The organism is Ensifer sp. Root127, assembly GCF_001425225.1.
GTDB classification, from domain to species: domain Bacteria; phylum Pseudomonadota; class Alphaproteobacteria; order Rhizobiales; family Rhizobiaceae; genus Ensifer; species Ensifer canadensis.
Genome location: NZ_LMDX01000012.1, coordinates 1 through 21,843, shown reverse-complemented (window position 1 = coordinate 21,843; position 21,843 = coordinate 1). Strand labels below are relative to the sequence as shown.

20 protein-coding genes and 1 pseudogene are annotated in these 21,843 nt (G+C 60.9%); 9 read left to right on the top strand and 12 right to left on the bottom strand.

The window, feature by feature from the left end:
• Window positions 1–204 precede the first annotated feature (204 nt).
• Window positions 205–1,830, top strand: a complete 1,626-nt coding sequence (locus ASD03_RS14620; RefSeq protein WP_025427561.1) for an arylsulfatase — start codon at window positions 205–207, stop codon at window positions 1,828–1,830.
• Window positions 1,831–1,994: 164 nt separating this feature from the next.
• Here ASD03_RS14620 and ASD03_RS14615 read toward each other — a convergent pair whose 3' ends face one another.
• Window positions 1,995–2,627, bottom strand: coding sequence for a glutathione S-transferase family protein (locus ASD03_RS14615; protein WP_025427562.1), 633 nt, complete (start codon window positions 2,625–2,627; stop codon window positions 1,995–1,997).
• A gap of 376 nt (window positions 2,628–3,003) precedes the next feature.
• Between ASD03_RS14615 and ASD03_RS14610 the strand changes: the two are divergent.
• Window positions 3,004–3,564 (top strand): annotated as a pseudogene (locus tag ASD03_RS14610) (class I SAM-dependent methyltransferase); the annotation flags it as partial.
• A gap of 816 nt (window positions 3,565–4,380) precedes the next feature.
• On the opposite strand, the gene ASD03_RS14605 reads toward ASD03_RS14610, so the two are convergent.
• The 5 genes from ASD03_RS14605 to ASD03_RS14580 form a co-directional block, all read right to left on the bottom strand.
• A complete protein-coding gene (locus ASD03_RS14605; RefSeq protein ID WP_025427564.1) occupies window positions 4,381–5,292 on the bottom strand; it encodes an EamA family transporter in 912 nt (303 codons plus the stop codon).
• Between the two features lie 355 nt (window positions 5,293–5,647).
• Window positions 5,648–5,956 carry a hypothetical protein gene (locus ASD03_RS14595; RefSeq protein ID WP_051509209.1) on the bottom strand — a complete coding sequence of 103 codons (309 nt, stop codon included), beginning with the start codon at window positions 5,954–5,956 and terminating at the stop codon, window positions 5,648–5,650.
• A 191-nt stretch (window positions 5,957–6,147) separates the two neighbouring features.
• Entirely contained in the window at window positions 6,148–6,777 is a 630-nt protein-coding gene (locus tag ASD03_RS14590; RefSeq protein WP_225906323.1) for a L,D-transpeptidase, read from the bottom strand.
• A gap of 77 nt (window positions 6,778–6,854) precedes the next feature.
• On the bottom strand, window positions 6,855–7,808 hold the full coding sequence (locus ASD03_RS14585; RefSeq protein ID WP_025427567.1) for a glycine betaine ABC transporter substrate-binding protein: 954 nt from the start codon (window positions 7,806–7,808) through the stop codon (window positions 6,855–6,857).
• A 310-nt stretch (window positions 7,809–8,118) separates the two neighbouring features.
• Window positions 8,119–8,643 (bottom strand): metal-dependent hydrolase, encoded by a 525-nt coding sequence (locus ASD03_RS14580; RefSeq protein ID WP_063991796.1) that lies wholly within the window; start codon window positions 8,641–8,643, stop codon window positions 8,119–8,121.
• 256 nt (window positions 8,644–8,899) lie between these two features.
• Here ASD03_RS14580 and ASD03_RS14575 point away from each other — a divergent pair, with 256 nt between their 5' ends.
• The 4 genes from ASD03_RS14575 (at window position 8,900) to ASD03_RS14560 (ending at window position 10,173) form a co-directional block, all read left to right on the top strand.
• Window positions 8,900–9,085: a cold shock domain-containing protein gene (locus ASD03_RS14575; RefSeq protein ID WP_057247483.1), complete on the top strand. Its 186-nt coding sequence runs from the start codon at window positions 8,900–8,902 to the stop codon at window positions 9,083–9,085.
• A 271-nt stretch (window positions 9,086–9,356) separates the two neighbouring features.
• Window positions 9,357–9,644 (top strand): hypothetical protein, encoded by a 288-nt coding sequence (locus ASD03_RS14570; RefSeq protein ID WP_025427570.1) that lies wholly within the window; start codon window positions 9,357–9,359, stop codon window positions 9,642–9,644.
• A 15-nt stretch (window positions 9,645–9,659) separates the two neighbouring features.
• Window positions 9,660–9,875 carry a hypothetical protein gene (locus ASD03_RS14565; RefSeq protein WP_025427571.1) on the top strand — a complete coding sequence of 72 codons (216 nt, stop codon included), beginning with the start codon at window positions 9,660–9,662 and terminating at the stop codon, window positions 9,873–9,875.
• Window positions 9,876–9,972: 97 nt separating this feature from the next.
• A complete protein-coding gene (locus tag ASD03_RS14560) occupies window positions 9,973–10,173 on the top strand; it encodes a hypothetical protein (protein WP_025427572.1) in 201 nt (66 codons plus the stop codon).
• A gap of 231 nt (window positions 10,174–10,404) precedes the next feature.
• Here ASD03_RS14560 and ASD03_RS14555 read toward each other — a convergent pair whose 3' ends face one another.
• The 3 genes from ASD03_RS14555 to ASD03_RS14545 form a co-directional block, all read right to left on the bottom strand.
• Window positions 10,405–10,614 carry a cold-shock protein gene (locus ASD03_RS14555; RefSeq protein WP_025427573.1) on the bottom strand — a complete coding sequence of 70 codons (210 nt, stop codon included), beginning with the start codon at window positions 10,612–10,614 and terminating at the stop codon, window positions 10,405–10,407.
• Between the two features lie 357 nt (window positions 10,615–10,971).
• Window positions 10,972–11,268: a hypothetical protein gene (locus ASD03_RS14550; protein WP_025427574.1), complete on the bottom strand. Its 297-nt coding sequence runs from the start codon at window positions 11,266–11,268 to the stop codon at window positions 10,972–10,974.
• A 531-nt stretch (window positions 11,269–11,799) separates the two neighbouring features.
• Window positions 11,800–12,156, bottom strand: a complete 357-nt coding sequence (locus ASD03_RS14545; protein ID WP_081788870.1) for a helix-turn-helix domain-containing protein — start codon at window positions 12,154–12,156, stop codon at window positions 11,800–11,802.
• 146 nt (window positions 12,157–12,302) lie between these two features.
• Here ASD03_RS14545 and ASD03_RS14540 point away from each other — a divergent pair, with 146 nt between their 5' ends.
• Window positions 12,303–13,184 (top strand): NAD(P)-binding domain-containing protein, encoded by an 882-nt coding sequence (locus ASD03_RS14540; RefSeq protein WP_057206190.1) that lies wholly within the window; start codon window positions 12,303–12,305, stop codon window positions 13,182–13,184.
• 163 nt (window positions 13,185–13,347) lie between these two features.
• Here ASD03_RS14540 and ASD03_RS14535 read toward each other — a convergent pair whose 3' ends face one another.
• Window positions 13,348–14,385: an MBL fold metallo-hydrolase gene (locus ASD03_RS14535; protein ID WP_025427577.1), complete on the bottom strand. Its 1,038-nt coding sequence runs from the start codon at window positions 14,383–14,385 to the stop codon at window positions 13,348–13,350.
• 261 nt (window positions 14,386–14,646) lie between these two features.
• Complete coding sequence (locus tag ASD03_RS14530; RefSeq protein ID WP_025427578.1) at window positions 14,647–15,306, bottom strand: peroxiredoxin; 660 nt, start codon at window positions 15,304–15,306, stop codon at window positions 14,647–14,649.
• Window positions 15,307–15,728: 422 nt separating this feature from the next.
• Between ASD03_RS14530 and ASD03_RS14525 the strand changes: the two genes are divergently transcribed.
• On the top strand, window positions 15,729–17,513 hold the full coding sequence (locus ASD03_RS14525) for an adenylate/guanylate cyclase domain-containing protein (RefSeq protein ID WP_057206253.1): 1,785 nt from the start codon (window positions 15,729–15,731) through the stop codon (window positions 17,511–17,513).
• Window positions 17,514–17,719: 206 nt separating this feature from the next.
• Here the strand turns inward: ASD03_RS14525 and ASD03_RS14520 are convergent, their stop codons facing one another.
• Window positions 17,720–20,029 carry a rhodanese-like domain-containing protein gene (locus ASD03_RS14520; protein WP_025427580.1) on the bottom strand — a complete coding sequence of 770 codons (2,310 nt, stop codon included), beginning with the start codon at window positions 20,027–20,029 and terminating at the stop codon, window positions 17,720–17,722.
• 328 nt (window positions 20,030–20,357) lie between these two features.
• Between ASD03_RS14520 and ASD03_RS14515 the strand changes: the two genes are divergently transcribed.
• The gene (locus ASD03_RS14515; RefSeq protein ID WP_057214237.1) at window positions 20,358–21,737 is read left to right on the top strand and encodes an IS1182 family transposase; all 1,380 of its coding nucleotides are present in this window, start codon (window positions 20,358–20,360) and stop codon (window positions 21,735–21,737) included.
• Window positions 21,738–21,843 lie beyond the last annotated feature (106 nt).

The following is a 21,843-nucleotide window of genomic DNA, read 5'->3' as shown; positions in this document are numbered from 1 at the left end:
TTCTGCCTCACGCCATCTCACTTGACGTCAATTGAGTGACGGAGCGTAACCCACCGTTCCACCGAACGAGACTGGCCTTCGTAGCCCTGATGTTACTGTTACATCCTTGTCCGCCTCACGCACGGGGCGCAGACTTCCGTTCGTCCACCGATTGCAGACCCAGGCAGCATTTCCGACCCTTCAACGACGTGGAGTAAAGACGCCATGAGCACGCATCCCGACGACGATCAGCAGCAGAACGGACATCCCCTTGGCGTCAGCCGGCGCAATCTTCTGCTTGCCGGCAGTGCGCTTGCGGCAGCGGCGCTGACCACGTCAGGTGGGGCGACGCCGGCCGTCGCGCAGCAATCCGCCCAACCCGCCGCCGCAGGCGCCAAACCGAACATCCTCATGATCATGGGCGACGATATCGGCTGGTTCAACCCGAGCATCTACAACCGCGGCATGATGGGTTACCGCACGCCCAATATCGACCGCATCGGCAATGAAGGCGCTGTCTTCACCGACTGGTATGGCGAGCAGAGCTGCACCGCCGGCCGCGCCGCCTTCATCACCGGCCAGTCGCCGATCCGCACCGGCCTCACCAAGGTCGGCCTGCCCGGCGCCGATGTCGGCCTGCAGCCGGAGGACCCGACGGTCGCCGAATTCCTTAAGGCGCAAGGATATTCGACCGGCCAGTTCGGCAAGAACCACCTGGGCGACAAGGACGAATTCCTGCCGACCAATCATGGCTTTGACGAATTCTTCGGCAACCTCTACCATCTCAACGCCGAGGAAGAGCCTGAGAACCCCGACTATCCGAAGAGCCCCGAGTTCCGCAAACGCTTCGGCCCGCGCGGCGTCATCCACTCCTATGCCGATGGCCGGATCGAAGACACCGGTCCCCTGACGAAGAAACGCATGGAAACGGTCGACGGCGAGTTTCTGGTCGCAGCGCTCGATTTCATCGATCGGCAGAACAATGCCCAGAAACCGTGGTTCTGCTACTTCAACTCCACGCGCATGCACGTTAACACCCACCTGAAACCCGAGTCCGCAGGCAAGACCGGCAAGGGCGTCTATGCCGATGGCATGGTCGAACATGATGGCATGGTCGGCGAACTCCTGAAGAAGCTCGACGATCTCGGCCTCGTCGAAAACACCATCGTCATCTACACCACCGACAACGGCGCCGAAGTGATGACCTGGCCGGATGGCGGCAACACCCCGTTCCGCGGCGAAAAGGCGACCAATTGGGAAGGCGGCTACCGCGTGCCGACCTGCATCCGCTGGCCTGGTGTGATCAAGCCGAACACCGTCTACAACGACATGTTCTCGCACTACGATTTCATCCCGACCTTCTGCGCGGCCGCGGGAGAGCCGGATATCGTCGCCAAATGCAAGGCCGGCTACGAGGCGGGTACCAAGACCTTCAAGGTGCATCTCGACGGCAACAACCTCATGCCCTTCTTCCGCGGCGAGGTGAAGGACGGGCCGCGGCGCGAATTCCTCTATTGGAACGACGACGGCGAACTGGTCGCCGTGCGCTTCCAGGACTGGAAGGTCGTGTTCAAGGCACAGGAAAGCACCGGCATCGGCGTCTGGCGCGACGAGTTCACCACGCTCCGCGTGCCCAAGCTGTTCAACCTGAGGGCCGATCCATTCGAGCGCGGCGACGAGTCGATCGAATACGAATCCTGGTACTTCGCCCGAGCCTTCGTGGTGGTGCCGTCGCAGGCGATCGTGGCGAATTGGCTGTCGAGCTTCCAGGAGTTCCCGATCCGCCAGAAGCCGGCAAGCTTCAACCTCGACGACGTGATGAACAAGCTGTCCGCTTCCGGCAGCAAATAGCGCCGGGTCATGAGGTCCGGGCCTTCGGGTCCGGGCCTCCTGCCCTGCGAACACCGCTACAGCGCCGCCCGTCAAATATGACGCGCAAAGAACGCTGTAACGCTTTAAACTTGCTGCATAATTTCATCCTTAAATCGAATCCGATTTAAGGGATTATGCAGCAATCAGCCCGCAGCCTCGAGGCTTGCAAGAGCGTCGGCGATCCGCGGCGGCGCCTTGGCGCGCGCATACATTCGCTCGAGATAGGCCTTGAGATTGGGGAACCCGTCGATCAGCCCGACCTCATTGCCCCAGTCGATGACATAGACGGTGACGCAATCGGCGATGCTGATGCGGTCGCCGATGACGAACGTACGCCCGTCCATGTGACGCTCGAGCACCTCAGCCATCGCCACAAACTCCTCCTTGGCAAGCGCAATGTCCTCGGGCAGACGCTTGTCTTCGGGGTATAGGAATGTGTGCTTGGCGATCCGCCATAGCGGCTGCTCCAGCTCGGTGACGGCAAACAGCGTCCAGCGATAGGCCTGCGCCCGCTCGTTCAAGTCGGTGGGCATCAGCCCCTTGTCGGCGTATTTCTCGGCCAGATAGAACACGATCGCGGCGGATTCCGTCAGCACCAGGTCTCCGTCGACCAGTACCGGAACCTTTCCGGCGGGGTTGAGGCGCAGAAAATCGGGGTGACGGTTTTCGCCGCCCAGCAGGTTGACCGGCACGAACTCGAAGTCCGCATCAAGCTCCTGAAGCGCCCAAAGGGCACGAAGCGAACGTGTCGGACCCAATCCATAGAGTTTCATCATCTTGGCTTTCCTCGATTTCAATCAGCCTGCAGCGTCGCTGCACTGTCAAAACGGCGGCCCCGAATGGCTGATCTCATGTTTGCGCACATTCCCTGCATCGAATTTCACATCGGTTTTGGGCGGCTTCGCTATTTTTCTCCAAGCCCTGAGGGCGGCTTCGGATTCCCACAGTTCCATCATGTTAACACGGGAAGGATCGACGGAGTCTTCGCTGATCGACAGGTCGAGGCAGCCTACAGCGCCGCGCGTCTTATTAGATGCGCAAAGGTCGCTGTAGCACTTTGAATTGCCACATGTTTTTATCCTTAAATCGAATAGGATTTAAGGAAACATGCAGTAAGAGGAATACCAAGTGACGAGCACACGCGACGATACCATGGCCTTCTACCGCGACAACGCCGAGACTTATGCGGCACGCGACCGTCAACCGCCGACGGATCGTCTCGCCGCCTTCATCGCCCGGCTTTCGCCCGGTGCCGCTGTGCTCGATCTCGGCTGCGGTGGCGGCCACGACAGCCTGCATCTGATCGAGGCAGGGCTCGAAGTCACGCCCTGCGACGGATCTGCGGAACTGGCGCGCGCGGCAGAGCGGCGGATCGGCCGCAAGGTCGAGATCGTCACCTTTCAGGACATCGAGTGGAGCCAGAGGTTCGACGCCATCTGGGCGGAAGCCTCGCTGTTGCACGTGCCGCGCACCGAATTGCCTGACGTGCTGGTGCGGGTGCACAGGGCCTTGCGGCCGGGCGGCCTGCTGCAGGCGAGTTTCAAGGCGGGCGAACGGGAAGGCCACGACCGCTTCGGCCGTTACTTCAACTATCCCTCGGCAGCCTGGCTCCGGACCTGTTTCGAATGGGCCGGATGGTCGAACATCCACATCGAAGAAGCGGACGGCGGCGGCTACGACAACCAGCCGACCCGCTGGCTGCATGTGACGGCCACGGCTGACCACGCAACGCCTCGAAGCGGGCTGCTTCCCTCCTGCGCACGCAGACGGACACTCCGCGCGTCGGTCAGCACCATCGATCGAAAAATGAAAGGACCACGCGTTCAGGAGGACTGTACCGCCCGCAGCAACTGCCGCTTTGCGCGGCTACTGCCTGTTTCCTTAAATCCTATTCGATTTAAGGATAAAAACTTGCGGCCATTCAAAGTGCGACAGCGACGTTTGCGCGTCTAAATAAAACGCGCGGCGCTGTAGGGGCACGGGCGGATCAGCACCAGAAAGCAAAGGCCGGCGACCCGCTCTAACGACGCGAACAGTTCAAGCCAAAACCTTATCTCAGGCTTCGCGACTAAAGTAACTCAGGATCAGAAGCGTGCAGATCGCGCCGATGATCAGCGCATCGAAAAGTGCAAAGTGCTCCAGAATGTTTGGCATGGTACATCCTCCTTCCCACTAAACCTATGAGAGCATAATTTTGTTCCAATGGAAAGCTTTTCAGGAAAATATACTTTATTGATCAACGTCAATTCAGAAACACAATCTTGCAACGCAACAGACAAATACTGCAACGCACAAACGGATAACCAGTCAAATTCCACGGAAACCTCAACCAGAAAGAGTATCGCGGAGGTAACAGTCATGGCTCGCAACCGTCCCCAGGCTGGCTGGTTGCGTTACATGGCCGCGCCGACCAGTCCGGCCACGAACGTCTCCCGATAGGCTAAAGCTCAGGTGGGCCCGATGGCCGCCGCACCGTACAGGCAATGATCGCCGCAGGCCGACCCTCAGTCTTGCTGAAAGCTCACCGGGTTAGCGTCCGCGCTCGAATTTCGGTTTTGCCTGACGTGCCGTCCGCCGTGGCTTGAAAAGCATATCCTTGGCGGCAAGCATCGCCCCGACCGTGATCATGACGCAGGCGACCGCGATCGACCAATGGAACATGCCAAACCCTGCCAGCAGCAGGACGATGACCGAGAGCAGCGGCGCGGCATAAGAAAGAGCGCCGAGGATCATGATGTCGCCGTGCTTGCAGCCATAGTCCCAGGCGTAGAAACCCGCTCCGAGCGGTATAGCGCCCAGAATGGCGATCGCGGCCCATTGCACCGACGTTTCCGGCCAGACGGTGGTTTCCAGTGTCAGATGCAGCGCAAGCGCAACGACTGCGGTGATCAGGCAATAACCCGCCACCACATCGGTTGGCACCTGGCCGAACCGGCGCGACAGTACGGAATAGCCGGACCAGACGAAGGCGCAGAACAGGGCGATCAGATGGCCAGGCTTCACGCCCTCGGCCAGCCCGACGCTGCCGCCCTTGGTAATCACCAGAATGGCGCCGGCGAGACCGAGGATCACGCCGAGAATGTGGTGCAACTGCAGCCTCTCGCCCGGCAGGAATGCCGCAAACACCACGATCAGCAACGGCCACAGATAGGCGATCAGGCTCACCTCGACCGGCGGCGCCGACTGGATCGCGAAGAAATAGGCGCAGTGGTAGATGCAGAGCCCGGCAGTGCCGAGCGCCCAGACCTGCCATGGCTGGCGCAGCGACTTGATTGCGGCCGGACGAAAGACCCAGCTCGAGGCTCCGACAAGCCCGCCAAGCAGAAACGTCATCGCGGCCAGCTGAAACGGCGGGATCGGCCCGGCAGCGGTGGAAAGAAGCGCAAGGAACGACCAGGTCACGATCGCCAGAAAGCCGATCAGCGTCGGTATCGTCGTCATGTCGCATGGCCTCCATCCGCAAGCGCATGTTTTCGCATGGAAAGGGCGTTCTCCACTGCCGCATACGGTCAATCGCTAACGGAAATGCGACGTGGCGGCGCGTTGGGGCATCGCCCCCTTTGTCACATCAAGCGGATTGATGGTTGCGCGCGCTGCACCGCCTTGAGCTGGCGCCACCTCCAGGAGAAGTCATGCGGAAATTCGAGGCGCGACCAAGAACCATTGCGCCCTATATTGCGGGCCGCCGGCGCGTTGCGCCGAACGATCGCGACCCGAAACCGCGCGGGCGGTTTCGGGTCGTCGATAGGAGGCAACATAAGGCCGGAAGCATTGATCCGTCCTCACGCGCCGTGCGTCAGGCGGCCGGCTGGACCGACTTCACGCTGCCGCTGGTGTCGACGATGCAGTTGAACTTTCGTCCGCCGGCGTCGAGATCGACGCTGTAGGATGTCGCGTCCAGCTGGCGCGAGCTTGTGGGCAGAACCTTGCTGCTATCGACCTTGGCGGTGCCGGCCGCCGCATTGGCGCAGATCAGCTGCAGATCGGCCGGCGCCGTCTGCAAGCTCGTGCGCGCCATTTCCTCCGGCTTCGGGGGCGCCGACTGGCAGCCGCCGAGAATGGCAAGGCCAACGCCTGCCGCGACAAACAAGTTCCTTGAACGCATCGTCCCCTCGATCACAAAAAGTCCTCCCCTTCCAGATCCTGTGGCTTGCTGCCCGGCCTACCCTTGTCTCAAAGGCAGGCTGAGATCAGACACCTGTCGCAACGCAATTTCCTAAACAGTCCGGTTTCATCACGCCTGCGAGACGCACCTGCCCGACACGCCGTCAGGTTCGCTGCCGCCGGTTTGTCTCGTCAAACACCCTTGTAGAGTGCCGCGCCCTGCATCAGCACGATCACCTTCGCCCCGACCTCCACGCGTGAGTGCAGGTCGGTGACGTCATCATTGTTCATGCGGATGCAGCCGGACGACACGTCGAGCCCGATGGTCCAGGGCTCCACCGTCCCGTGGATGCGGTAGATCGTGTCCTGGTCGCCCTCATAGAGATAGAGCGCGCGGGCGCCGAGCGGGTTGTCCGGGCCGCCGGGCATGCCTGCCGCCCATTTCGCAGCGTTCGGATCGCGCGCCACCATTTCGGCCGGCGGCGTCCAGGTCGGCCACTCCGCCGTGCGCCCGACGCGCACGATGCCGGCCCAGCCGAAGCCCTCGCGGCCGACACCGATGCCGTAGCGGATCGCCTGCCCGCCGGGCTGGACCAGATAGAGAAAATGCTGGTTGCCGTCGATGATGATCGTGCCCGGCTTTTCCGCCGTGCGGAACGGCACCACCTGCCGGCGAAAGGCCTCGGGCAGCTGATTGTTGCGGGCAAAATATTGCCGCGCTTTCTTCTTGTCGTAGTTGACCCATTTCTTGGTCCTGGCGTCATAGATCTGGGTCTGCGCCAGCGCCACCAGGGGGCCGAGACAAACGCCTGCGGCCAGCATCACCAGCCCGAGCTTGCGCGCCCGGGTCATGAACCTGGCGCGTCCTGCATCGGCTGCGTTTCGATCCGGTGTTGTCGTCATGGTTTCGCCCACCCGTCGATGCGTGCCGTGTTGTCGTCCACCCATTTCTTCGCGTAGTCGGCCGGCGCCTGCCGCTCGACCTCCAGCGCGTAGCTCATCTTCGTCACTTCTTCCGGCGAGAAATCGACCTGATCCAGGAACTTGGCGATGTCAGGATGTTTCTTGCCGAAGCCGGTGGCGTAGGCGATCTGGAAATGCGCCGCGTCCCAGGAGGTCGCAGCCGTCGACTTGCTGATCCACAAGGGGTCATCCGCACCGACGATCTTCCACTTGGCCGGATCGTGCGGCGGCTCCTCGATGCGCGCAATCTTGTGCAGCTCGAAGACGTGGTGCGGAGCATAGCAGTAAAACACCATCGGCCGCGCCGTCGCGATCGCCGCGTCAACCCCTGCCATTGCCACCTCTTCTTCCGCCTCGAACAGCGTCAGGTTGGCGCCATAGCCATAGCTGTTGGCCCGGGTGCGCTCGATACCGGTCGAAAGCCAGGTCGGCGCGCCGATCCAGAGCTCGCCCTTGCCGTCGCCGTCGGTGTCGAGGATCTTGGTCTTCTCGGGGTCGCTAAGGTCGGCGATCGTCTTGATCGTCGCTGCCGCCTCCGGCGTGGCACAGAGCCCCTGCCAGGCGGGCACGCTGCGTGCGCTGAGCGTTGCCACACCCTTGTCTGTCACATATTTCTTGACGATGTCCCCGAAATTGGGCTGCCAGACTTCCGGCTGGATATCGACATCGCCGGTCTCGAAGCCGACGAAGGCGTTGAGCGTGCCGAGCTCCTTGACCTCGGCATCAAGGCCGAATTTCTTGGCAATGCTGACCTTGAGGATATTGGCCGTCGCCTGGCCGGACGGCCAGTTGGGCATGGCGATCACCAGATCCGCCGCCATCACGGGGGCAGCGGAGCCGAGCAGAAGCACCAGGCAAGCAGACATGCAGAACTCTAGACGTCTCTTCACAGTCCCCTCCGAACAGCATTGACCGATCGACTTGAATGACTTGCGAATGCGTATTGAAAGCGGCACAGGCAGCGGGCGTACCCGCACCCCGGGAGCGGGCGTACCCGCACCCCATCGAATGCAACTGTTCCTGTATCCGGGCCGCTTACCGGCCCCGGCGCCGTTTTCCGCCGCCCTGTCTTCTTTGGCCGGCAGGATGCCTACAGGATCGACATCCGTCAACGCCCGGTTACACCGGACGTTGAAATGGCTGTGATTTTCTCTATCAGCCGGCAGTTGTCCCCAGAGCTGGCGAGCTATGGTCCAACCGTTATTTGACCGCAGGCAGTGCAGCCACCCGGCCGCGCCATCGCCGCCAGTCGAGCGTGGCGGCGACGGCGGCCGAAACCACGATCAGCAGCTCGGCCATGAAGGTCCAGTGGAAGAGGAAGTTGAGATACCAGGGTTTGTAGAGCGCCTGGACGTGCACGAGGTTCACGCGAAGATCCGATAACGGATGGAACCAGCGAATATCGGCGGCGACCGAGTCCAGGAGCAGATGCAACAGCACGTTCGCGAGCCCGACGCTGACGAGAATGAGCTGATTGCGCCTGCCACTCAGCGTCAACGCCAGCGCCAGAGCTGCTGCGGCAGCCAGCCAGAACAGCGGCGTGTGCGTCCAATAGTCATGGTGCGCCGTTCGCCGGCCGTCGACCAGATAGAAATAGGCGAGATCACAATCCGGCAGCACCGAACAGACATTCCCTGTGGCAATGATCGCGCCGGATTGAGTCGGTCTACCACGCGCGATGAAACGGCTGAGCAGGTAGCCCGCCGGCAGATGAGCAACGAACAAGAACGATCCCCCGGACAATTGACGCATGACGCGAACAGGAACGCGATTGCAACTCATCTGGTCGAATTCGTGGCGACCTTGCGTTAGACGCAATTAAAGCTCACAGTATCTTATCGACATTGGCCATTATGGCTTTTCGCGGCGTCAGAGGCTCTCGACCCGCCATCTTTCCCCATATCGAGCGTTGAAGTGTGCGCGCCGCGCACGCTCGACATCCCTCGAACGCCCATGTGCTGACATGATCACAGGAACGATCATGCGTTTCGACTTCAATCGCGGCTACGGCTTCGTTCAGCCGGAAGACGGTGGTCGCGCAGTCTACGTCGATGCGCGGGCGCTCTATAGGTCAGGCATCAAATCGATCTTTCCCGGGCAGACTTTCCGCTTCGAGATCTGGAAAGACGAAAAGGGGCGCATCGCCGCCCGCAACCTGCGGCTCTGACGCAGTCGAAACAGATCGTCCTACTGCCTGTTTCCTTAAATCCTATTCGATTTAAGGATGAAAACATGCAGCCACTCAAAGGGCTACAGCGACCTTTGCACGTCTAATAAGACGCGCGGCGCTGTAGTCGCAACGCCGCGCAAATGCCGGCGATAGAGCACATTGCGCAAAAGTGCGTAGCGGTTTTGCGATCACGGCATGCGCAAAAACAAGAGCTTGAAACGCAATAAGCGCCCCTCGGAGATCGCGGCCCGCTTTAGAAGGAGACGTCATGTTCAGCCGAACCAAGCACCGCACCGTCCACTTCAGTGAACCCTTCCAATTGCCGGATGTCGAAGGAGTGCTCGCGGCTGGAGACTATGAGGTGGATGATGACGAGGAACTGATCGAAGGCATTTCGTGGCTCGCCTATCATCGCGTCGCCACCTTCATCAAGGTGCCGGCAACCGCGGACAATGACCATCGCATGCGCATGGTCGCAATCGCGCCGGATGAGCTCGATCGCATCATCGCTATCGACCGCGCCAAGCATGCCTTCGTCCCGGCACCCCAACCCTGAAGAGGTCAAGAACCAATGCCCGCACATCGCTTCGCCGTTGGATTATCGGTCCGTCTCAGGGATCGCAGCCATATCTCGCCGATTGCCGCGGAAACCTACCGCATCACCGCCATCATGCCCGTTCGCGACAGCCAGCCCCAGTACAGAATTCGCAACGACGAACTTGGCCAGGACCGCGTCAGCAAAGAGGAAAACCTGGAGCCGATCGAGTGGGGCATGCCCCGCCACTAGATCGCTTCGGAAACGCTCTATCTGTTTGTTTTTACGCATTTCCGGACGGAAAACCGCTTCGCACTTTTCCTGGAAATGCTCCAACCGAGGAACCGCCATGACCTATTACGGAAAACTGAGACAGCTGCTCCAGTGGAAAGGCGCGCCGGCCATGGTGCCCATCACCAAGCCGCCGACGCGAAAACCGTCTCTCCGCAAGCCAAAAACCCTGTCGGACGACGAGCAGAAGGGTGCGAACGAGAGCGCCGTCAAATCGCGGCGCGGCCGCGAAACGCTGGAGCGGCATCGCCTCTTGTGAACGGTGGCAACGGGATTTGTTTGAACACGCGCCACGACGGCAAGGGCGCAGGCAGACGGGCGAGCCCGAGGGCGCGGTCGTCTGTGACGACGGCAATCGCCACGCGTCGCAGTCTTGCGGGCTGAAAAGCGCCCAAAGAAAAAGGCCGGGAAATCCCGACCTTCTCAATATCGTCTCAATGGCCAGTGCCAGTACATCCGTGGTCAAGGACCAGAGACGAAATATCGGTGATTACGCAGCCGACAGGTTGTCGGCAGCGCTCTTGCCCGAACGTGCATCGCGAACGATGTCGAAACGGACCTTCTGGCCTTCAACGAGCGAGCTCATGCCAGCGCGTTCAACAGCAGAAGCGTGCACGAAAACGTCGGTTGCGCCGTCGTCCGGAGCGATGAAGCCAAAACCCTTGGTGGTGTTGAAGAACTTTACGGTTCCAGTATTCATAAGAAATTCCTTTCAATCAAAAGTTCGCCTCCCGACTTTGGGCCGGACAAGGCAGTAAGATCGATTTTGATAGGAAAGGTCAGCTTGAACGCCGGTCGGCGAGAAAACAAAGCTCAGCAAGCAAGATCGATGGCAGACCCTTTACAGGCACATTGTGTTCTTAGCAAGGAGCAAGATCGACTACGGAAATACGTAAGGGCTCCGTACACCATTTTCGATGGCCTAACTTGCGCGCATCCCGCCCGGCCGATGGCAGCCTTGACCGGGCACGCGGCTGGGTTGGTTTGTCGGCCGGGCGTGGCGTCCGCGCCCGCGATGCATTCCTCGGCGAGCGGCGCTGCCTGCCGGCAGATGCGCCTACTTGATCGTGCAGATGCCGTTGGCTCCGCCCTTACCAGTATAGGAGACGGCGGGCGAACCGTCCGGGTTGACGCTGAGCGAAATCGTCACCCCGCCGCCCTTGGCTTCGAAGTAGTTGTCGTTGAATTTCTTCAGCTTGCCTTCCTTGCCGTTGATATAGATCGGCCCGCCCTCATCGGCGTGCACCTCGATATTGCCAGGGCAGGAAGCATTGACCAGCGGAATGCCGGCAACGGCCTCGCCGGCCAGAGCAAATGCAGCGATTGCGGCAGCAGCACGCAGGCACGTCTTCATGACACTCTCCTTGGGAACCGTGGTCGACAGCACCGGGGGCAGAAACCGGCGGCCGGATCGTGGCAGCATGAGAATGGGTGTCAAGCAAGAGTGCAACCGCAGCAAGGCGTTGGCATGCGGCCCATTGCCGCCACCGCGACATCATCGACGGCATGCTCCTTCGTTTGGCATCTGGCTCAGGGAGCAATCCACGGCAGCTTTCAAGCGTCGCAGCGCCGTTCAGGCGTGATCTGTCGCGACGCCACGGCCAAACGAGAAAAGACCCGCCGCGGTCAGCACGCGACGGGTCTTTGGCAGATGCGGATCACCAACGGGGAGGCTCGTTGGGATCACGTGAACCAGCTGACTGGGAGGCGATCAGTTGGTTCGCATTGCTCTTGGCAAAGGTCTTTGCCTTGCATGTGTTGGATATTAGCCGAGCGATCTGCCAGGAGGTGTTCCCAGGGTAACAGGCACGAAAAAATCATCGGAAGCGGCGGGGCATGCTCAGCTTGTCCCTGCCCAATGTTCGCACCGGTCACCCCAACCGCCTCAGGCAACCACAGCATCGTCGACGACGGCCACTGAACCCTTGCCATGCCGACCGCCCTCTTCCCCCCAACGACACAAGGCGGCGGCCGCAACGTTGAGCGCCGCGCCGCGCTCCGTCAGGGAGTAGACAACCTTTGCCGGCAGCGACGAATAAACCGTACGATCGACCAGTCCATCCGCCTCCAGCTCGCGCAGCTGCTGGGCCAGCATCTTTTCGCTGATCGCCGGGATGGACTGGCGTAGGCGGCCAAACCGGCGCGCCGCCTTTCCAAGCTCGCAGAGGATATCGACCTTCCACTTGCCCTCGATCGCCTTGAGTGCGGTGGCAAAGCCGCAATTTTCCATGGTCGGGTTCACGATATCCTCCTTACTATCCGGGGAGTAAGCACTTACCCCACGGTAAGCGCTTACCGGCCGGTGCGTATTGCGCACGTCCGGCGCCACCATACCTCTGGCCAGCGACGGCAAAAAAAGCGTCGCGCCAACGGATATGGAGTTTTGCAATGAAGCCATCAATGAGTGTTTTGGGAACGGGACGCATGGGATCGGCGCTGGCGCGCGCCCTGCTCCAGGCCGGGTATCGCACCACGGTCTGGAACAGGACAAGGGAGAAAGCCGAGCCGCTCACGGCACTCGGCGCCACCTTAGCGCCGACCGTCCGCCAGGCGATTGACGCGTCCGAGATCGTCATCGTCAATGTCAGCGACTATGCCGCCACCGCAGCGTTGCTGCGCGCAAACGACGTTGCGCCCGGCCTGGCAGGCAAGCTGATCGTTGAGTTGACCTCGGGGACGCCTGAGGGCGCGCGCGAAACCAGCGGGTGGGCCGCGACCCATGGCGCCCAATACATCGATGGCGCCATCCTGGCGACGCCCGACTTCATCGGCACCGATGCGGGCACGATCCTGCTATCGGGCGCGCTTGAACCCTTCACCGCCAACGAGACTGTGTTTCGCGCGCTCGGCGGCAATGTCCAGCACATCGGCACCGAACCGGGGCGCGCCAACGCGCTCGATAGCGCCCTCCTCGCGCTGATGTGGGGGGCGCTCTTCGGCGGGCTGCACGCGATCGCCGTCTGCCGAGCCGAAGACATCGACGTTGGCGAACTGGGACGCCAATGGAAGGCGACCGCGCCCGTCGTCGAAGGGCTGGTCGCCGACCTGATCAAGCGGACCGGTGCCGGACGGTTTGCCAGCGACGCGGAAACGCTGTCGTCGATCTCGCCGCATTACGGCGCGTTCCAGCATCTCAAGGACCTGATGGAAGCGCGCAGCATCGATCGGACCGTAGTCGACGGTTATGACGCGATCTTCAGCCGGGCGATTGCATCGGGCCATCTGCATGACGACTTCGCCGCCCTCTCCCAGTTCATGGGCAAGGCGTAGCGCCCTCAAGCAAACAGGGAACATCTCACCTATTCCCGGACCGGCCGCCATTCCGAGCTGGCTAGGGATCAGCCCTTGGATCGGATCCGATCCAAGGAGAAATCATGCAGTAACTTTAAAGCGTTACAGCGTCGTTCGCGCGTCATGTTCGACGCGCGGCGCCTTAGCGCACCAGCGGCCCGTTTGCCTTTTTCCAGGCATCGATGCCGCCCTCGATATGGCAGGCGCTGATCAGTCCGGCGGCTTGCGCCGCCTGGACCGCCATCGCCGAGCGTTCGCCGAAGGCGCAATAAAAAACGATGCGCTTGCCCGTCGCAAGCGCCAGTTCATGCAGCATGCCGCCAGCGCCGATGTTTTCCCGCAGTTCCGGATAGGGTGCGTGCAGCGCACCGGGAATGGCGCCGTGCTTTTCCCGCTCCGCCTTCTCGCGCAGATCGACGATTGCGACATCCGAACGGCCCCTGAGCGCCAGGGCTTCCACCGCCGAAACCGCCCAGCCCTTGGCGGCGATCTCGTCCTGATGCAGGCCGACATGGATATTGGCCGGCACTGCCACATCCATCATCTTCGGGTTCGGCAGGTTGAGATTGTTCATCAGGTCGACATATTCGTCGACCGATTGCACCTTGAGGCGCGGATTGAAGCGCTTTTCCTCGCCGATGGTCGAGACCGTGTCGCCCTTATAGTCGTGGGCCGGATAGACCAGCGTGTCGTCGGGCAGCTTCAAGAGCTTGTTGAAGATCGAATCATATTGCTGGCGCGGGTCGCCGTTCTGGAAATCCGTGCGCCCCGTGCCGCGGATGAGCAGCGTGTCGCCGGTAAACACCCGCCCACCCGTCAGGAACGAATAGCTGTCGTCCGTATGGCCAGGCGTGTAGAGCACGTCGAGGCTGAGGCCCTCGATCGAAACACGGTCGCCCTCGGCCACCCGCATCGAAACCACATCGGCCGCCGTTTGCTCGCCCATGACGGTGATGCAATGGGTGCGATCGCGCAGCGCCCCGAGCCCGGTGATGTGGTCGGCATGCAGATGCGTGTCGACCGCCTTGACCAGTTTCAGGTCAAGCTCGCGCACCAGCTGCAGATAGCGGTCGACCTTTTCCAGAACCGGGTCGATGATCAGCGCCTCTCCCCCCTGCCTGGAGGCAATGAGGTAGGTATAGGTGCCGGACGTACTGTCGAAGAGTTGGCGGAAGATCATCGGTTTCTCCCTAGAGCATGTCGCGCAAAAGTGCTCAGCGGTTTTGCGATGACGACATGCGCAAAAACAAGAGCGTAAAGCGCAGCAAGCGAATCCTAGAGATCGCGACGCGCTTTAGTGCAAGCCCGCTGCATCCCGCGGGACAAATCTCATCCGCGGGATGTCTCGTACTTCAAGAAGCGGCTGCATGATCCTTGCCGAGACCGGCTCCGGCCCAGGGCGTCATGCAGTGGCGCGGGCGCGGCAGGCCGCCTCCCGCGATTACTTCGGCTGCGGCACGATCCGGATATAGGGTTTTGGTGCGCGCCAGCCTTCCGGATACTTCTGCTTGGCTTCCTCGTCGCTGACCGAGCCGGCGATGATCACGTCTTCGCCGTTCTTCCAGTTCACCGGCGTTGCCACCTTGTGCTTGGCCGTCAGCTGCAGCGAATCGATCACCCGCAGCACCTCGTCGAAGTTGCGACCGGTGGTCATCGGATAGATCAGGATCAGCTTGACCTTCTTGTCCGGCCCGACGACGAAGACGTTGCGCACAGTCTGGTTATCGGCGGCGGTGCGCTGCGTCGGGTCGCCCGATACCGGCGCCGGCAGCATGCCGTAGAGCTTCGACACGTTGTAGTCGACGTCGGCGATCATCGGAAAGTTCGGCGTGGCTCCCTGCGTTTCCGCGATGTCGCTGACCCAGCCGGCGTGGCGGTCGAGCGGATCGACGGAGAGCCCGATGATCTTTACCCCGCGCCGGTCGAATTCCGGCTTGATCTTGGCCATGTAGCCAAGCTCGGTGGTGCAGACTGGCGTGAAATCCTTCGGATGCGAGAACAGCACGGCCCAGGAATCGCCGATCCAGTCGTGAAACTGGATCTTGCCTTCCGTGGTTTCCGCCTGGAAATCCGGTGCGATGTCGTTGATTGCAAGTGTCACGATAGACCCCATCATTTGAATATGCTGGCTTCAGCCATACAAGGCGGGAAGTGTGCCACTTTTGGTGCGATAGGCAACTTCTAAAGATGAGGTAGAGAGACGAGAGGCGGCCGCCTTGCCGCTGTGGTAATCTGCGTCATATCAGTCTGTGCTGATATGACCGATTGCGTGGGACCGTGTGCGGTCATCCGGCGAGGAGCAGACCTCGGAGCGATGCCTTGGCATCGGTTAAGGATTGCGACGCGGCCGGTGGTCGACAGGCGGCCCACCCGAAGGGCCGGACACTTTTGGCCCGCTGATGGCGTCGACAATCCTTACCGGACCGCTTGGGTCCGGCTCCGGTTGTCTTCTTGCCGGAGAACAAAATCGCTCCGGCGCAGGAGGTCAATATCGGTGCAGGTTGGTATCAGGTCGGAGCTGCCATGAGCGATACGCGAAAAATTGCGGCCATCCTTGTCGCCGACGTGGTCGGGTACAGCCGGCTCGCCGGCGCCGACGAGGAGCGTATCCTGGCGCGGCTGCGCACGCTGCGCAGCGACCTGATCGACCCCACCATCGCCGTCTACAACGGCCGCATCGTCAAGCGCACCGGCGATGGCAGCCTCATCGAGTTCCGCAGCGTCGTCGATGCCGTGCGCTGCGCCATCGAGGTGCAGAGCGCCATGCTGGAGCGCAACGCCGGCGTGCCCGAGGACCGGCGCATCGAGTTCCGCATTGGCATCCACCTCGGCGATGTCGTCGAGGAAAGCGACGGCGACCTGATGGGCGACGGCGTCAACATCGCCTCGCGGCTGGAAGGCATCGCCCGCCCCGGCGCGATCTGCCTTTCCGAGGATGCCTACCGTCAGGTCAAGGCGCGGCTGGACCTTACGGCAACCGACCTTGGTGCCACGCAGCTGAAGAACATCGTCGAGCCGATCCGGATCTACGCGCTGGAGATCGGCGTTGCCCGCGCGGCCAATGGCCCCGCCCCTGCCCCGACGCCGGCAAAGGCGCAGCCGCCGAGCCCGTACCGCCTGCCGGAAAAGCCTTCGATCGCCGTGCTCGCCTTCGACAACATGAGCGGCGATGCCGAGCAGGAATATTTCTCCGACGGTATCAGCGAGGACATCATCACCGACCTTTCCCGGCTGTCGGAGCTGCATGTCATCGCCCGCAACTCGTCCTTCGTCTACAAGAACGCGGCGGTGTCCGTGCCTGAGGTCGCCAAGGCGCTCGGCGTGCGCTACGTGCTCGAAGGCAGCGTGCGCAAGGCCGGCAACCGCGTGCGCGTCACCGCGCAATTGATCGACGCCAACGATGGCGGCCACGTCTGGGCCAATCGCTTCGACCGCGATCTCACCGATATCTTCGCGGTGCAGGACGAACTGACGCGGGAGATCGTCACTGCGCTGAAAGTCCAGTTGACCGGCGGCGACAAAAGCTCGCTTGCCGGCGGCCGCCCGGTCGACGTCAAGGCCTACGAGCTGCTCTTGCGCGGCCGCGAGCAGGCGTCTGCGCACACGCTGCTCGCCAATGCTGCCGCACGCAGCCTCGCCGAAGCCGCTGTTGCCATCGACCCCGACTATGCCGCCGCCCATGCGCTCATCGCCTTCACCCATGTGCTCGACTATATCAACGACTGGAGCGCCGATCCCGAGCAGTCGCTGAGCACCGGCCGTGCGCTTGCCGAACGGGCAGTCGCGATGGCGGACGACCAGCCCGACTGCCACTGCGCGCTCAGCGTCGCCTGCATGTGGATGAGAGAGCTGGACCGGGCGCGGGACGAGGCGCATCTGGGGCTGGCGCTGGCGCCCAACTCGGTGCAGCTCCACATGGCGCTCGCCCATGCGCTGATCTTCTCCGGCGAACCGAAGGCAGCGCTCGACGAACTCGACATCTCCATGCGGCTCGACCCGCTCTATCCCGAAGTGCTTTTACAGTTCCTCGCCGACGCCCACTTTTCGCTCGGCGCTTACGAAACGGCGATCCTGGCGATCGAGGCCCGACTGATGCGAAACCCGCATTCGGAAACCGCCTTTGCCCTGCTCGCCTCCTGCCACGGCCATCTCGGCCATCTGGACCAAAGCCGCCAGGCCTGGAACCGCGCGCTGGAACTCAACCCCAATTTCTCCATCCCCCGCCGCCGCCGCGTCCTGCCCTTCCGCAACCCGGATGATTTTGAGCGTCGAGTGGAAGGGTTGCGCAAGGCGGGGCTGGTGGAGTGAGAGGCCGGGAAGCACTTTGCGTGCCTGGCTCGGCACATTCAAGACATACAGACTGTTTGCGAAAGTAGCGCAGCTAACCGTTCGGGTCACAACACGTGTGAAGGTCATCTCTGCAAGACATTGAACGACTGGATTGCGCCAAAGGTGGTCACAATGATCCGGATTGCGTTTGGTGGCCACATGGTTTCATGTGGCTCTTGCTCAATCTATCTCTTGACCTCGATTACAAGTGGATAGCCCTCGTCGTCCCACTCCAAAAAACCGCCGGCAAAATAGTAGATGTGCGTGTAACCCCAGGCGATCGCCTTGGCCGAAGCATAAGCGGCATAGGTGCAACTCTTGCCCTGACAATAGAAGGCGACCTCACCTTCCTTTCCCCCCACCATGGCAAGGCTTTCCTTTGATAGGCCGGTGACGAGGGATAGGTTGATGGCCTTGGGGATATGGCCATTGTCATAGTTAAGCGAAGCACGCACATCGATGAAGGGCACGCCGCGTGCGAGCAGCGCCTTTGCTTCCGTGACATCGATTTTTATGGTTCTGTCGACACTGAGTTCGCCCTTGGTCAGCGCCATAAACTTCACGTAGTCGTCAAGGGCGAGGTCTGTGCCAGCCCCCTCGGGCAATCCGGCCTTGCGGAGTCCCTCCTGCAGGCGCGTGATGTAAGGCCTATGGTAGCTGAATGCGCTACCATACCAATCATAAGCACTTTCCTGGACGGTGAGCGGATCGCCCAAGAAGGACATGGCCAGCGTGTTATACTGGTCGATCAGCGTCTGAATGCCGTCAGTGCGCCCGAGATGTCCGTAGCTTGCTATCAGGGTGGCGTAATCTGCCCGGAGATCGGACTTTTTGCCGATCACGCGTTCAAAGGTGTCGACGGCTTCGACATATTTTCCCTGGGAAAAGAACGAGACTGCGAGCATGCGCAGCGTTGCACGCGAGGGATGGGGATCGAACCTCATCGCCAGGCGGGCCTGCTGTTCCGCCTCAGTTGCGCGTCCCTTCGCGTTGAGAATCCGCGCCAGGCCGACATGGTTGTCAGGATCATTTGGCGCAAGCTTCATCGCCCGGTCGATGGCAGTGAATGCTTCGTCATAGCGACCCTGCTGCGCAAGCACCTGCGCCGATATCGCATAGGCAAGCGGCGTCGGCTTCTCCATAGCCTTTGCTAGATTTCTGATGAGGTTCTTTGAAGCGGTCTCCCGACGGTAAAAATCCCAGGACAAGATGCTCGTCCGCCAGTTTGCTGCTGCCAGTGACGCATAGGCGCGGCTATAGTTTGGATCGAGTACGATCGCCTTCTGGAAGAAGTCGGAGGCCGTGGCCGTTTCGGCCTCGCTGTCCCGGCGAAGATGATCCCAACCCCGCAACAGCGAATCGTAGGCTTGCGGATTCGTCGTTTCCGGCACCGCTGCCACGCTTCGCTCGGCACTCGTCAGCTTCACTGAAAGAGTTGAAACGATCTGTCCGATCACCCTGTCCTGCAGCCCGAACACGCCGCTCATTTCCCCATCATAGCGCTCGGCCCAGAGGTGATGTCCGTCGATCGCGTCAATCAACTGGGCATTGACACGAACATGGTTTCCCTCTCGACGTACGCTGCCCTCCAGGATGTAATGGACGCCCAGTTCCTCGGCCACCTGCTGAACTTTGGTGGGCTTGCCCTTGTAGGTGAAGGTCGAGTTGCGCGCGATCACGAAGATGCCAGACAGTTTTGAGAGTTCGGTGATCAAGTCGTCGGTCATCCCGTCGGCAAAATAGCTCTGCCCCGCATCAGAGCTGAGATTGTCGAATGGCAGGACGGCGATGGAGGGCGTTTGGGGTAGCGGAAAAGCCATCCGCGCAACGGACGCCGCGTCAGCACTTTCGCGCGTTTGGGCCAGCCAAACTGCTGGAACGCTTATCAGGAGCAGGAAGGCCAAAGCAGCCGGGATTCTCCAACGGCGAAAGCTTTTGAGGTTGAAGCGTCGCAGCCGAGTATTTCCCTCGAACCTCACCCGGTAGACACGGACGGGCCGCTGGATATTCTTCACATGCTGCTCGCCGATAAATTCCAGCGGCAATTCGAACTTGCCCTGCAAGTGATCGAAAGCAGTGCCAGATACGAAAAGTCCCCCTGGCTCACACATCTGCTCAAGGCGAGCCGCGACGTTGACGCCATCGCCCAGCAAATCATCCTCGTCGACAACCACATCTCCGAGATTGATGCCCATGCGGAGGAGAAGTCGACGCTGGACTGGGACATCCACTTGGCACGCAGCGACCTTACTTTGTGACGCGACTGCGCAAGCCACGGCGTCGACGACGGAGCCAAATTCCACGATCGCACCATCGCCCATGAGTTTCACGATGCGTCCGTGATAATCTTCCATAAAGGGATCGAAGATTTCGGAACGCCATGCCTTGATTGCAGCCAGGGTCCGGGCCTCGTCGGCTTCGATGAGTCGCGAATAACCGACAATGTCGACGGCAAGAATTGCCACCAGCCGCCGTTCTGCGCGAACTGCTTCCATAGCCACCTCTCCCAAAGGTGTAGAGAAGGCCTCGCTCTTGCGTTGGTCAGGGGCGGGAACTCTAGCTTCCGAAGCTACGCTTGTTTCCTCGCTCGTGCCAGATTTATTGCCTGACTCGGGACCTTGCCGGAATGGCCGCTTCGGGCCGATACTGTTGAAAAACTCGGTATTGCCGGTACTTGGGACGCGTGATTCAATCCTCTGAGTGATTTGCAGGGGATCAGGTGAATGATGGGATGTCAGNGCCGATACTGTTGAAAAACTCGGTATTGCCGGTACTTGGGACGCGTGATTCAATCCTCTGAGTGATTTGCAGGGGATCAGGTGAATGATGGGATGTCAGGCGGCTCCGGCGCAGCTCTTCTACGACTTCTGCCTCAAAGATCACGTCCCTGCTGACCATCTGCTGCGCGGGATAGACCGCCATCTCGACCTCGACAGCGTGCGAGCACMGTTGAAGCCGTTCTACAGCAACACAGGTCGTCCTTCGGTTGCCCCTGAGCTGATGATGCGGATGCTGATCATCGGCTATTCGATGGGTATCCGCTCGGAACGGCGACTTTGCGAGGAAGTCCACCTCAACCTTGCCTATCGTTGGTTCTGCCGCCTCGGACTGGACGGCAAGGTACCGGATCACTCCAGCTTCTCGAAGAACCGTCATGGCCGGTTCCGGCAAAGCGACATCCTGCGGCACCTATTCGAGACGGTGGTGGAACGCTGTCTTGCCCAGGGACTGGTGGGCGCGGAAGGGTTTGCCGTCGATGCAAGCCTGATCGCCGCAGACGCCAACAAGCAGCGTTCTGTGCCTGGTGCGGAGTGGGAAGTCAAAGACGATGCCAGCCGCTCGGTCCAGGAATACCTTGCAGTTCTTGATGATGCCGCTTTCGGTGCGGCATCGCCGGTGACGCCGAAGTTCATCTCGCCTTCCGATCCAGCAGCGCARTGGACGGGTGCCCACAAAGGCCATGCCTTCTTCGCCTACGCCACCAACTATCTGATCGATACCGATCATGGCGTCATTCTGGACGTGGAGGCGACACRTGCGATCCGCCAGGCAGAGGTCGGAGCATCCCGCACAATGCTCGACAGGACCGAGAACCGCTTCGGCTTGAAGCCAGACTATCTGGCAGCCGATAGCGCTTATGGTTCTGCCGACAATCTGGCCTGGCTGGTCAAGGAGAAGAAGATCGCGCCGCACATTCCTGTCTTCGACAAATCGAACCGGACGGACGGGACCTTCTCGCGTTCGGACTTCACCTGGGAGGCCGAGAATGATCGCTACGTCTGCCCTGCGGGAAAGGAATTGAAGCAGTTCCATCGAACCTATGCAACGCCCAGATCAGGGATCACGAGCGAAGGAACACGACTCTATCGCGCCAGCAAAAAGAACTGCGACCCGTGCGAATTAAAGCTTCGCTGCTGCCCGAACATGCCTATGCGCAAGGTGCCGCGTGATCTCAACGAGGATGCCCGCGATGTTGCCCGAGCTATTGCCACCACACCTGAATACGTGCAGTCCCGACATCGTCGCAAGAAGGTAGAAATGCTCTTTGCCCACCTCAAGCGCATTCTGCGGATGGCGCGTTTGAGGCTAAGAGGACCGTGCGGTGCGCGAGACGAATTCTTGCTGGCAGCAACCGCCCAAAACCTCAGGAGGCTCGCGAAACTCAGGCCGCAAAGGTCGCTATACCGCGCCATCGCCGCATGAGCGCGGCATACATCGATACCTTGCGCTAAGGCGCAGGGCAGATAACCGATGACCCCGCGCCCAAAAGACCAAATCGGGCGGATGGGCGGAAATCCATCGAGTTTTT